Below are 14,834 nucleotides of genomic sequence, written 5' to 3' on the forward strand. Positions count from 1 at the left end.
AAAATAAAAAAGAGGATGATAAAGAAAGATGAAAGCAATTATATTTGATATGGATGGTTTGATGGTTGATACAGAGGGATTGTATTTTGATACAGAAAGAATTATAGCTAAAAAATTTAACAAAGAGGTAGAAGATGAAACGCTATGGAAAATGATGGGGAGAAAGCCTATAGAGGCGATGGAAATATTTGCAGAAGATTTAAATATTGATATTCCTCCAAAAGAGCTTTTGAAAATGAGGGATGAACTGTTTGTTGAAAAGCTAAAAAAAGAGCTTGTTCCTATGCCAGGGCTTTTTGATATTTTAGAGGAGTTTAAAGATAAAATGAAACTTGCAATAGCAACAGGTTCTCCCCATAAGTTTTTGCAAATAGTATTAGACAGGCTGGATATAAAAAACAATTTTGAAATTTTACAGCCTTCAGATGAAATAATAAACGGGAAGCCAAATCCTGAAATATACTTAAAAACAATGGAAAAACTCCAGGCATTGCCATCAGAGACGGTTGTTCTTGAAGATTCGAGCAATGGTGCGCTGGCAGGAGTTAGAGCAGGTTGTTATACCATTGCAATTCCAAATCAATATACGTACAAACAGGACTTTAGTTTTGTAAACTATGTGGCAGAAAGTCTTTTTGATGCAAAAGAGCATATTAAAAAATTAATAAACAACAAATAACAATTAATAGAATTTAAATTTTTATATTTTTTAAAGTAAGTAATGGGAAGGGAATATAGAAAAGGGGTCATTTAGAAATGACCCCTTAAAATTCATACTCGGTTCAAAATTTATCTATTATTTCTAATATATACCTTTGCATTAAAGTACAGTCAAGGGAATCAATTATTCCGTCGCTGTTAAGGTCTGCAGCTGATGTTCCTTTAGGTGTCGGAAACTCAGATATTATTTCCAATACATATCTTGTCAGTAGAGAGTAATCGGAAGTATTGATAATACCATCGTCATTAAGATCCCCTAGTAAGAGAGGCTCTTCTGATGACTCAGGTTCTAAACCAAATATTTTTGTTGCACCATCGTACACAGGCATATATTCAGTTTTTGTTACTACATGGTCACGTACAAGCCCATTGTATGAAAAATCATTGTCCGGATTCCAAAAGTCAGTCCCCTGAGGTCCTGAGATGCGGAACTGTACTTCACGCCTGAATTCAGATTGCCCTCCGGGGAAAATATCTGTACCGTCTTTAAAAGATATTTTCACATAATATATATTTTCTGAATAGTGTTGCAATTGGGTAATGGTTGCAGGTATTTCTGCCATACGCAGCTCAACTTTTATATCCTCAACACCATAACCCGCTTCAAAAACTTCTGTTAGGTCAACATAGTAATTAAATGATAAATCTTTAATTACTCTTGCAGGCCATGCAGATCTATTATTTAATTCTGCTTTGATTTCAGTATAATTTGGTCCCATTGAGTTTATGCTGGCTTCTACAAAGAATTCATCTTCAGGTTCTTCTAATGGCGGGAAGTTTTCATCAGGAGTTCCGCCGTAAAGGGAAACCATTTTTGCAAGAATACCTACAAAACCTGCATTGTAGTCACAAGCCACTTCATTGCATACAAAATCATCAATTTTGTCAGTATACTGGTCATTTTGATTAGGTCCTCCCACTAATGCGCCGTAGAGTACATGTCTGTGATAAGGAGGCTCTTTATCAGTGTCGGCCCAGGCACCGTGGGCAGTACGGTGATGCGGTCTTTGAGGAGGGTTTTCTCCAAAGCCTACAACAAAGCTTCTTCCTGTACTTCCCAAAGCATAATCTATTTGGGTTTTAGCAAAATTTTCATAAATTGCTTTTTTATCAGGTGAACAACCTTCCCAATCTGCATAAACACTTGCTATAAATGCAGTGGTTGTTGCATATCTCAGTGCTCCCCATTGATCAAGCCAGGCCAGACCCTTAGGAGTATACCTTATCCTGTTGCCGTCATATCCGGTTGTCCAGTAATCCAGATGTCTTTCACAGGCTTTTTTATATTCATCTTTATTAGTTATCCTTGCAAGGAGGATCTGGGTTCCGTATAATACATCATCCCAGCAATGTCCCCATTTATATGCCCAAATATCAGTTTGTTGCTCGGTATTCCAAAATTCTGTGTAAGATTCTGCCTTTTCAAGATAAGAAATATCATCAGTTGCAAGATATAACCATGTTGCAGCCCAGGTAAGTTCATCCCAGAATCCGCTCCAGGAATCGTAAAATCCGGCTGCAGCAGTATATGTAGCATCACTTCTTTCAGTATCTGCAAGTTTGAATAAACTTTTTGCATTATCAAGATAAACGTCATCATCAAAAATTATTGAACCTATAGCCAGGGCTGCTGCCATTTGCGCTGTTACAGCAGAGCCTCTGCCGGTAAAATAAGGACGTTCCATTTCCTTTTCGATAACTTCAACAGGTCCCCACCACTTGTGGTCTGCAGCGCCATCCCCTATTTGATATACTACACTTGAACCTTTGTTACAATTAACTAAATAATCCAAGACAAATCTTAAATTATTTTCCATATGAATTCTTTGTCCTGACTTGTCAAAACCTTCAGGGTATTCATATAAGGCCCATCCAAGCATTGCAGCTGAGTATGCCATAGGCAGGTTAAACTTTACGTGGTCTCCGGCATCATACCAGCCGCCGGTTACATAGTCATTAAGAGTAGAATCCCCACGCCACTGGACACGGTTCCAGGAAGGAAGTGGACCGGCCTGCTGGCATTCATAGAAGTAGATGGCCTTTTGAAGTGCTTCAGCGTAGTTGAAAGACTCTTTAGCTGATGTTACAGAAATGTTTAGAGGGATTAAAAATACCATTAGCATAGCTAAAGACAAAAAAACACTGGCAACTTTTCTCATTTAAATATCCTCCTTTATTAAAAAATATATAATTTAAATAAAAATTTTATTCTGTTAGCCTATAATTAAATTATATACTATTTGCATTGTCACATCTAGCAAAAAACAAAAAAACAATGTTTTTTCAAAGGAAAATATTTCAGGTATAATGTCAGGTGGAATACCCATTAAATACTTTATAATTGTCTATACTATTTATCACTTTTTCTAACAAAATTTACTTACAAAAATAAAAGTACGTACATGTACACAAAAAAAATATTATTAACGAAAGATATGTAAGGAGGACACAGGATTAAAAAAATTTTTTTCCAAATATTAATTTAAGAATCTAATTATAAAATAAAAACAAACGCTTTAATTTTGAAAAAATGTTGAAACAAAATCAAATTTAATATATAATGAAATTAAAAATAGAGTATTTTGATAACAACTATGTATTAAGGGGAAAAAGGGGATTAGTTTTATTTGTATGTCTTATATGTTGGTTTTTACATTTTAATTATGTTATAAGCCTTTTGTTCCCGTTAATACTAAGTTAATATATAAATAAAATTTTTGATTAGGGAGGAATCTGGGGGAAAAATCAAATCTATACTACAATTAAATCCTTATAGAGATATATACTAGAGGAGTACTTTTGTTTAAAAACATAGTCTGATTACAATACAGAATTCAAAACAGTTGCAGGATTGATTGTTCTAAAGAACCAGCATCTACATAACAACCATAATAACAATTGTTATTACATTCAATTCAATCTCTAGTCTTGTTACAAACTCTCTGGTATTAAAAAAATAAAAACTCACATGTGGCAAGTGACATACATGTGGCAAGTGACATTATGCATGTTATTAACATTGCTTTATTTTGATTTGCTTTAAATTAAGTATATAAGGTATTTACTTATAAATACCTTTAAAGGTCTTTTTATTAAGATCATACATCATTAATTTTATGGGAGGAATGGTAATGAAAAAAGTCATCAGTATGCTTGTAGTTGTTGCGATGCTAACCGCTATATTTGCAGCAGGGGTTATACCAAATTCATTGGTTTTGGCATCTCAAGAACTAACAGTAAAAGTTGGAAGTGTCCAGGGTAGTGCTGGAACAACAGTAAAAATACCAGTGGAACTTTCAGGGGTGCCAGCAAAGGGGATAAACAATAGTGACTTTGTACTTACATATGATCCTAGTGTGCTGGAGGTAGTGGAAGTAGAACCAGGAGACATAATTAAAGGTGGTTCACTGGATTTTAAATCATACGTAAATGCTTCTGCAGGCAGAATATCAACAATGTTTGTAGACGAAACAGGCGTCGGCAACCGTATGATTGACAGAGACGGGGTATATCTAACAATAACAGCAAAGGTTTTAAAGGAGCAGCCAGCTGTTATATCTTTAGCTACCGACAAAAGAGGAATATTTGCAGATTACGATTTAAATCTAATACAATTTAAGTTTGAAGAAGGTGGGGTTAATTTAAGTTCATCACAGCCAACATCATCACCAAAGCCAACACCGTCAACACCACCAGCAGGTGACGGAACAACATTGACAGTGGCAAGTGTAGATGCGAGCGTAGGTGAAACAGTTGAAATACCTCTATATTTGACAGGGGTACCATCAAGCGGAATAAACAACTGTGACTTCATACTATGGTACGAGCCAAGTGTAATTGAAGTTACTAACATTAGTGCAGGCTCAATAATAGTAAATGGTGCACAAGACTTTAAGTCATATATAAACAAAGACAACGGCAGATTGTCCTTCATGTTTGTAGACGAGACAGGTTTAGGTAACCGCATGATTAAGTCAGACGGTGTATTTGCAGTAATAACAGCAAAGGTATTGACTAATGCGGCTGCACCAATAACAGTTGCAAAAGAAGGTGTATTTGCAGATTATGATTTAAATAAAATAGCAGTTAAATTTGTAGAAGGTGGGGTTAACTTAGGTTCTTCAACACAGCCAACATCATCACCAAAACCAACTACATCACCAACAACATCACCAAAGCCAACACCGTCAACACCACCAGCAGGTGACGGAACAACATTGACAGTGGCAAGTGTAGATGCGAGCGTAGGTGAAACAGTTGAGATACCTCTATATTTGACGGGGGTACCATCAAGCGGAATAAACAACTGTGACTTCATACTATGGTACGAGCCAAGTGTGATTGAAGTTACTAACATTAGTGCAGGCTCAATAATAGTAAATGGTGCACAAGACTTTAAGTCATATATAAACAAAGACAACGGCAGATTGTCCTTCATGTTTGTAGACGAGACAGGTTTAGGTAACCGCATGATTAAGTCAGACGGTGTATTTGCAGTAATAACAGCAAAAGTATTGACTAATGCAGCTGCACCAATAACAGTTGCAAAAGAAGGTGTATTTGCAGATTATGATTTAAATAAAATAGCAGTTAAATTTGTAGAAGGTGGAGTTAACTTAGGTTCTTCAACACAGCCAACATCATCACCAAAACCAACTGCATCACCATCACCAAGGCCAACGACATCACCATCACCACAACAACCATCAGGAAATCTAAAAGTTGAGTTCTATAACTCAAACAGAGCTTCCAGCAGTAGTTCTATACATCCACAATTTAGATTGACTAATACTGGAAGCACACCGATTAATTTAGCTGATGTTACATTAAGGTATTACTTCACAATTGATGGAAATCAGTCACAGACTTTCTGGTGTGACCATGCAGCTAAAACAGGTAATCAATATGAGGCAATAACTTCAGCTGTAACTGGTAAGTTTTCATCAATAAGCAGTGGTGCAAGCAATGCAGACCATTATCTAGAAATTAGTTTTTCAAGTTCAGCAGGAACCTTAGAAGCAAACAGACCTGTTGAAATACAAGGAAGATTTGCTAAGAATGATTGGTCAAATTATAACCAGTCAAATGACTATTCATTTAATGCAAATGCATCCGGTTATACTGAGTGGGATAAGGTAACAGCTTACATAAACGGTCAATTAGTATGGGGTGTAGAACCAGGTGGCTCACAACAACCATCACCAAAACCAACAACATCACCAAAACCAACAACATCACCAAAACCAACAACATCACCAAAACCAACTACGTCACCAAGCCCAACAGTACCACCAGGAGCATTGGTTATAGATATAGCTACAGTAGCTGCAAATCCTGGAGATAAAGTAGAAATACCAATACGCTTCAATAATGTACCATCAAGCGGAATAAACAACTGTGACTTCATACTATGGTATGATCCAGACGTAGTAGATGTAACAGAAATAGTACCTGGATCAATAATAATAAACGGTGCACAAGACTTTAAGTCATATATAAATAAAGACAACGGCAGATTGTCCTTTATGTTCGTGGACGAGACAGGATTAGGTAACCGAATGATTAAATCAGACGGAGTATTTGCAGTACTTAAAGCAACAATCAAATCAACAGCACCAAATGGACTAAGTGAAATAACAGTAGCAAAAGAAGGAGTATTTGCAGACTATGACCTGAATAAAATACCAGCAAGATATAATGAAGGTGGAGTAGATGTTGGAGGTTCAGTACAACCTACATCATCACCAATGCCAGATGGATTTACAGTAGTAATTGATACAGTTGTAGCAAAAGCCGGAGATAAAGTAGAAATACCAATACGCTTCAATAATGTACCATCAAGCGGAATAAACAACTGTGACTTCATACTATGGTATGATCCAGACGTAGTAGATGTAACAGAAATAGTACCTGGATCAATAATAATAAACGGTGCACAAGACTTTAAGTCATATATAAATAAAGACAACGGCAGATTGTCCTTTATGTTCGTGGACGAGACAGGATTAGGTAACCGAATGATTAAATCAGACGGAGTATTTGCAGTACTTAAAGCAACAATCAAATCAACAGCACCAAATGGACTAAGTGAAATAACAGTAGCAAAAGAAGGAGTATATGCAGACTATGATCTAAACAAAATACCGGTAACATATATAACCGGAGGAGTAGATGTTGGAGGTACACCACAACCAACGACATCACCAAAGCCAACAACATCACCGAAACCAACACAGCTTCCAGACGGATTTGGAGTAATAATAGATACAGTAGCAGCGAAAGCAGGCGACACAATAGAAATACCAATAAGCTTTAACAATGTACCATCAAGTGGAATAAACAACTGTGACTTCATACTATGGTATGATCCAGATGTAGTAGATGTAACAGAAATAGTACCTGGACCGATAATAATAAACGGTGCACAAGACTTTAAGTCATATATAAATAAAGACAATGGCAGATTGTCCTTCATGTTCGTGGACGAGACAGGATTAGGTAACCGCATGATTAAGACAGATGGAGTATTTGCAGTATTGAAGGCAAAAGTAAGCTCAACAGCACCAAACGGACTAAGTGAAATAACAGTAGCAAAAGAAGGAGTATATGCAGACTATGATCTAAACAAAATACCAGTAACATATGTAACTGGAGGAGTAGATGTTGGAGCAGAACCACAACCAACGACATCACCAAAGCCAACAACATCACCGAAACCAACACAGCTTCCAGACGGATTTGGAGTAATAATAGATACAGTAGCAGCGAAAGCAGGCGACACAATAGAAATACCAATACGCTTCAATAATGTACCATCAAGTGGAATAAACAACTGTGACTTCATACTATGGTATGATCCAGATGTAGTAGATGTAACAGAAATAGTGCCTGGACCGATAATAATAAACGGTGCACAAGACTTTAAGTCATATATAAATAAAGACAATGGCAGATTGTCCTTCATGTTCGTGGACGAGACAGGATTAGGTAACCGCATGATTAAGACAGATGGAGTATTTGCAGTATTGAAGGCAAAAGTAAGCTCAACAGCACCAAACGGACTAAGTGAAATAACAGTAGCAAAAGAAGGAGTATATGCAGACTATGATCTAAACAAAATACCAGTAACATATGTAACTGGAGGAGATGTTGGAGCAGAACCACAACCAACGACATCACCAAAGCCAACAACATCACCGAAACCAACACAGCTTCCAGACGGATTTGGAGTAATAATAGATACAGTAGCAGCGAAAGCAGGCGACACAATAGAAATACCAATACGCTTCAATAATGTACCATCAAGTGGAATAAACAACTGTGACTTCATACTATGGTATGATCCAGATGTAGTAGATGTAACAGAAATAGTGCCTGGACCGATAATAATAAACGGTGCACAAGACTTTAAGTCATATATAAATAAAGACAATGGCAGATTGTCCTTCATGTTCGTGGACGAGACAGGATTAGGTAACCGCATGATTAAGACAGATGGAGTATTTGCAGTATTGAAGGCAAAAGTAAGCTCAACAGCACCAAACGGACTAAGTGAAATAACAGTAGCAAAAGAAGGAGTATATGCAGACTATGATCTAAACAAAATACCAGTAACATATGTAACCGGAGGAGTAAATGTAGGAGAAGAACCAGAGCCAACAACATCACCAGAACCTACAACTTCACCGGAACCAACAACATCACCAGAACCAACACAGCTACCAGACGGATTTGGAGTAATAATAGGTACAGTAGCAGCGAAAGCAGGTGACACAATAGAAATACCAATAAGCTTTAACAATGTACCATCAAGTGGAATAAACAACTGTGACTTCATACTATGGTATGATCCAGATGTAGTAGATGTAACAGAAATAGTACCTGGACCGATAATAATAAACGGTGCACAAGACTTTAAGTCATATATAAATAAAGACAATGGCAGATTGTCCTTCATGTTCGTGGACGAGACAGGATTAGGTAACCGCATGATTAAGACAGACGGAGTATTTGCAGTATTGAAGGCAAAAGTAAGCTCAACAGCACCAAACGGACTAAGTGAAATAACAGTAGCAAAAGAAGGAGTATATGCAGACTATGATCTAAACAAAATACCAGTAACATATGTAACCGGAGGAGTAAATGTAGGAGAAGAACCAGAGCCAACAACATCACCAGAACCTACAACTTCACCGGAACCAACAACATCACCAGAACCAACACAGCTACCAGACGGATTTGGAGTAATAATAGGTACAGTAGCAGCGAAAGCAGGCGACACAATAGAAATACCAATAAGCTTTAACAATGTACCATCAAGTGGAATAAACAACTGTGACTTCATACTATGGTATGATCCAGATGTAGTAGATGTAACAGAAATAGTACCTGGACCGATAATAATAAACGGTGCACAAGACTTTAAGTCATATATAAATAAAGACAATGGCAGATTGTCCTTCATGTTCGTGGACGAGACAGGATTAGGTAACCGCATGATTAAGACAGACGGAGTATTTGCAGTATTGAAGGCAAAAGTAAGCTCAACAGCACCAAACGGACTAAGTGAAATAACAGTAGCAAAAGAAGGAGTATATGCAGACTATGATCTAAACAAAATACCAGTAACATATGTAACCGGAGGAGTAAATGTAGGAGAAGAACCAGAGCCAACAACATCACCAGAACCTACAACTTCACCGGAACCAACAACATCACCAGAACCAACAACATCACCAGAACCAACACAGCTACCAGACGGATTTGGAGTAATAATAGGTACAGTAGCAGCGAAAGCAGGCGACACAATAGAAATACCAATAAGCTTTAACAATGTACCATCAAGCGGAATAAACAATTGTGACTTTAGAATAACTTACGATGATAGCGTTCTTACAATAGAAAAAGTAGAAGCCGGACCAATAGTGATAAACGGTGCACAAGACTTTAAGTCAAACATAGTAAAAGGTGATGCAAGAGTAGCATTTATGTTTGTAGATGAAACAGGATTAGGTGACCGCATGATTAAGACAGACGGAGTATTTGCAATATTAACAGTAAAAGTAAGTGAAGATGCTCCAGAAGGCTTAACAGTAATAGATGTAGCTAGCCAATATGTATTTGCAGACTACGACTTAAATAAAATACCAGTAACATTTGTAACCGGAGGAGTAAATGTAGGAAAAGAAGTAGTTGAACCTTCAGAAGGATATACTATCTCAGGCTATGTTGCACCAGATTTCCAATATGACTCCTCAGTAAAAGCTGAACTATTATCAGGATTCAATGTAGAAGTTGAAGGAACAGAACTTTATGCAGTAACTGATGCTAACGGATACTTCGAAATTAGCGAGGTACCAGGAAATGAAGATGGATATACAATAACAATATCAAAACAATATTATATAACTAGAAGCTTAGTTGTAGCAGGTAACAAAGATACTCAAGTATCTACTTCATCATCACCATTACTAATCTGGGCTGGAGACATTACAGAAGACGGAATGCTTAACTTGTCAGACGTAGCATTAGTAGGTGGGGCATATAATACAGTAACTGGAAACGAGAAGTTTAGTGAAGAGTTAGATATAAATAAAGACGGCGCTGTAAACATGGAAGACATAGTAATAATTATAAAAAACTTTGATAAAAACTCATCACATTATGGTAAGTAATAATAAAAATACTTGAGGGAGGAGCTCTTAAGCTCCTTCCTCAAGATAAATAAAATTGCAGGTATAAAAATGGGAAGGTATTTTAATACTACCCAATATTTTTATATATGCTGTTGATAGGGGGATATTTATTTTATGAAGCAAAGTAGAGTGATTTCATTATTTTTAACCATACTAGTATTATTATCATGCATTTCGACAAACCCAGTTTTTGCAGATACAACGCCGGTTATAAAAATGGAGATTGATAAGTCAACTGTGAAGACAGGGGACATTATATCGGTATCACTAAAAGTCGAAAATATATCCAATTTTGCAGGATATCAAGTAAACATAAAGTATGATCCTGAGATGTTAGAAGTAATAGATCCAGTACCGCAAGAGGGAGAAATATTAAATAACAAAGAGTATGGAAGTGTGAATCAATCAGCAAATGACCCTGAGAAGGGATTACTGAACTTTGGTAAGGTTTATCAGTATTTAGATGACTATAGAAGCGATGGTAATCCTGAAGAAACAGGGGTATTTGGTATAATAGAGTTCAAAGCTAAAAAAGCAGGCAAAACAGAAATCAGGTTTGAAGATACAGAGACAATGCCAAATGGTACAACAGGTACATTATTATTTGATTGGGACGGAAACAGGATATCAGGCTATGAAGTGGTACAGCCAGAGGAGATAGTTATAACAGAAGAAGGCGGTACTTCAGGAAAGATAGAGATGGAACTTGATAAGACAACTGCAAAGGTAGGAGACATTATAACAGTATCATTAAAGGTAGAGGATATAACTCACTTTGCAGGATATCAAGTAAACATAAAGTATGATCCTGAGATGTTAGAAGTAATAGATCCAGTACCGCAAGAGGGAGAAATATTAAATAACAAAGAGTATGGAAGTGTGAATCAATCAGCAAATGACCCTGAGAAGGGATTACTGAACTTTGGTAAGGTTTATCAGTATTTAGATGACTATAGAAGCGATGGTAATCCTGAAGAAACAGGGGTATTTGGTATAATAGAGTTCAAAGCTAAAAAAGCAGGCAAAACAGAAATTAGGTTTGAAGATACAGAGACAATGCCAAATGGTACAACAGGTACATTATTATTTGATTGGGACGGAAACAGGATATCAGGCTATGAAGTGGTACAGCCAGAGGAGATAGTTATAACAGAAGAAGGCGGTACTTCAGGAAAGATAGAGATGGAACTTGATAAGACAACTGCAAAGGTAGGAGACATTATAACAGTATCATTAAAGGTAGAGGATATAACTCACTTTGCAGGATATCAAGTAAATATAAAGTATGATCCTGAGATGTTAGAAGTAATAGATCCAGTACCGCAAGCGGGAGAAATATTAAATAACAAAGAGTATGGCAGTGTGGATCAATCAGCAAATGATCCTGAGAAGGGATTACTAAACTTTGGTAAAGTTTATCAGTACTTAGATGACTACAGAAGCGATGGTAATCCTGAAGAAACAGGGGTATTTGGCATAATAGAGTTTAAAGCTAAAAAAGCAGGTAAAACAGAAATTAGGTTTGAAGATACAGAGACAATGCCAAATGGTACAACAGGTACATTATTATTTGATTGGGACGGAAACAGGATATCAGGCTATGAAGTGGTACAGCCAGAGGAGATAGTTATAACAGAAGAAGGCGGTACTTCAGGAAAGATAGAGATGGAACTTGATAAGACAACTGCAAAGGTAGGAGACATTATAACAGTATCATTAAAGGTAGAGGATATAACTCACTTTGCAGGATATCAAGTAAATATAAAGTATGATCCTGAGATGTTAGAAGTAATAGATCCAGTACCGCAAGCGGGAGAAATATTAAATAACAAAGAGTATGGCAGTGTGGATCAATCAGCAAATGATCCTGAGAAGGGATTACTAAACTTTGGTAAAGTTTATCAGTACTTAGATGACTACAGAAGCGATGGTAATCCTGAAGAAACAGGGGTATTTGGCATAATAGAGTTTAAAAGCTAAAAAGCAGGTAAAACAGAAATTAGGTTTGAAGATACAGAGACAATGCCAAATGGTACAACAGGTACATTATTATTTGATTGGGACGGAAACAGGATATCAGGCTATGAAGTGGTACAGCCAGAGGAGATAGTTATAACAGAAGAAGGCGGTACTTCAGGAAAGATAGAGATGGAACTTGATAAGACAACTGCAAAGGTAGGAGACATTATAACAGTATCATTAAAGGTAGAGGATATAACTCACTTTGCAGGATATCAAGTAAATATAAAGTATGATCCTGAGATGTTAGAAGTAATAGATCCAGTACCGCAAGCGGGAGAAATATTAAATAACAAAGAGTATGGCAGTGTGGATCAATCAGCAAATGATCCTGAGAAGGGATTACTAAACTTTGGTAAAGTTTATCAGTACTTAGATGACTACAGAAGCGATGGTAATCCTGAAGAAACAGGGGTATTTGGCATAATAGAGTTTAAAGCTAAAAAAGCAGGTAAAACAGAAATTAGGTTTGAAGATACAGAGACAATGCCAAATGGTACAACAGGTACATTATTATTTGATTGGGACGGAAACAGGATATCAGGCTATAAAGTAGTACAGCCAGGGGAGATAGTTATAACTGACGAGGAAGAAGAGACACCAGAACCGACAACATCACCAGAACCGACAACATCACCAGAGCCAACAACGTCACCAGAACCAACAACATCGCCAGAGCCGACAACGTCACCAGAGCCAACAACGTCACCAGAACCGACAACATCACCAGAACCGACAACATCACCAGAGCCAACAACGTCACCAGAACCAACAACATCGCCAGAGCCGACAACGTCACCAGAGCCAACAACGTCACCAGAACCGACAACATCACCAGAGCCAACAACGTCACCAGAACCAACAACATCGCCAGAGCCGACAACGTCACCAGAGCCAACAACGTCACCAGAACCGACAACATCACCAGAACCGACAACATCACCAGAGCCAACAACGTCACCAGAACCAACAACATCGCCAGAGCCGACAACGTCACCAGAGCCAACAACAATGCCTGAATCATATATAACTTTGGACTTAAGTCAGAAGTATATAAAAGAAGGAGATATAGTAGTAGGTACGTTTAGAGTTGAGAATATACCTTATTTTGCAGGATATCACATAAACATAGTATACGATCCAGAAGTACTGGAAATAGTTAATCTAGAAGGTGAAAGATTAGGCAGTAGGGATATGCTCTTAAATAGGGAAATCATTGTAGAGGGAAAATACGATTTAATTACATATGTAAGTACTAATTATTCAGAAGGTATAGCAGGTTATGTAGCAATGTATGTGGATCTTCCAAGCTATGAGGCTTCAGGAGTAGCTGAAGAATCTGGAGTATTAGGACAACTAGGGTTTAAAGTTCTGCAAGAAAAAGATACAGTAATTAGATTTGAAAACACCGAGTCAATGTCAACTGGAATAGAAGGAACAATGTTGTTTAATTGGTATGGTCGCCAGGTGTATGATTACGTTGTTATACAGCCAGAGCCACTGATAGCAGGAGAACCAGAACCAACAACATCACCAGAACCAACAACATCACCAGAACCAACAACATCACCAGAACCAACAACATCACCAGAACCAACAACATCACCAGAACCAACAACAACGCCAGAACCAACAACATCACCAGAACCAACAACATCACCAGAACCAACAACATCACCAGAACCAACAACATCACCAGAACCAACAACAACGCCAGAACCAACAACATCACCAGAACCAACAACATCACCAGAACCAACAACATCACCAGAACCAACAACATCACCAGAACCAACAACATCACCAGAACCAACAACATCACCAGAACCAACAACATCACCAGAACCAACAACATCACCGACACCAACAACATCACCAGAACCAACAACAACGCCAGAACCAACAACATCACCAGAACCAACAACATCACCAGAACCAACAACATCACCGGAACCAACAACATCACCAGAACCAACAACATCACCAGAACCAACAACATCACCAGAGCCAACGACGTCACCGACACCAACAACATCACCAGAGCCAACAACATCACCGGAACCAACAACATCACCAGAACCAACAACATCGCCGGAGCCAACAACAACGCCAGAACCAACAACATCACCAGAGCCAACAACATCACCAGAGCCAACAACATCACCGACACCAACAACAACACCGGAACCAACAACATCACCAGAGCCAACAACAACGCCAGAACCAACAACATCACCAGAACCAACAACATCACCCAGACCAACAACAACGCCAGAACCAACAACATCACCAGAACCAGCACATCTGAACCAACAACATCACCTGGAACCAACAACATCACCAGGAACCAACAACATCACCGACACCAACAACATCACCAGGAACCAGCAACAACGCCAG

The 14,834-nt window shown here is 37.8% G+C and carries 6 protein-coding genes and 2 pseudogenes; 5 read left to right on the forward strand and 3 right to left on the reverse strand.

The features are described 5' to 3' along the window. Positions 1–28: 28 nt before the first annotated feature. Positions 29–679: an HAD family hydrolase gene (locus HVS_RS02485; protein ID WP_101298911.1), complete on the forward strand. Its 651-nt coding sequence runs from the start codon at positions 29–31 to the stop codon at positions 677–679. Positions 680–782: 103 nt separating this feature from the next. Here the strand turns inward: HVS_RS02485 and HVS_RS02490 are convergent, their stop codons facing one another. Beyond that, the gene (locus tag HVS_RS02490; protein WP_101298913.1) at positions 783–2,879 is read right to left on the reverse strand and encodes a glycoside hydrolase family 9 protein; all 2,097 of its coding nucleotides are present in this window, start codon (positions 2,877–2,879) and stop codon (positions 783–785) included. Positions 2,880–3,851: 972 nt separating this feature from the next. Here HVS_RS02490 and HVS_RS02495 point away from each other — a divergent pair. The 3 genes and pseudogenes from HVS_RS02495 to HVS_RS17685 form a co-directional block, all read left to right on the forward strand. Further along, positions 3,852–10,394, forward strand: a complete 6,543-nt coding sequence (locus tag HVS_RS02495) for a cohesin domain-containing protein (protein ID WP_159063352.1) — start codon at positions 3,852–3,854, stop codon at positions 10,392–10,394. A gap of 135 nt (positions 10,395–10,529) precedes the next feature. Then, a complete protein-coding gene (locus HVS_RS02500) occupies positions 10,530–12,395 on the forward strand; it encodes a cohesin domain-containing protein (RefSeq protein ID WP_101298917.1) in 1,866 nt (621 codons plus the stop codon). 168 nt (positions 12,396–12,563) lie between these two features. Next, a pseudogene (locus HVS_RS17685) lies at positions 12,564–12,875 on the forward strand (cohesin domain-containing protein); the annotation flags it as partial. Between the two features lie 133 nt (positions 12,876–13,008). On the opposite strand, the gene HVS_RS16875 reads toward HVS_RS17685, so the two are convergent. Further along, complete coding sequence (locus tag HVS_RS16875; protein ID WP_159063353.1) at positions 13,009–13,458, reverse strand: hypothetical protein; 450 nt, start codon at positions 13,456–13,458, stop codon at positions 13,009–13,011. Between HVS_RS16875 and HVS_RS17690 the strand changes: the two are divergent. After that, positions 13,446–13,796, forward strand: a pseudogene (locus HVS_RS17690) (cohesin domain-containing protein); the annotation flags it as partial. The gene HVS_RS16875 and the pseudogene HVS_RS17690 sit on opposite strands and share 13 nt — an antisense overlap. Positions 13,797–13,917: 121 nt before the next feature. Here the strand turns inward: HVS_RS17690 and HVS_RS16880 are convergent. Continuing rightward, on the reverse strand, positions 13,918–14,766 hold the full coding sequence (locus HVS_RS16880; protein ID WP_242971644.1) for a hypothetical protein: 849 nt from the start codon (positions 14,764–14,766) through the stop codon (positions 13,918–13,920). Positions 14,767–14,834: the final 68 nt, after the last annotated feature.

Source organism: Acetivibrio saccincola (assembly GCF_002844395.1).
GTDB lineage: Bacteria > Bacillota > Clostridia > Acetivibrionales > Acetivibrionaceae > Herbivorax > Herbivorax saccincola.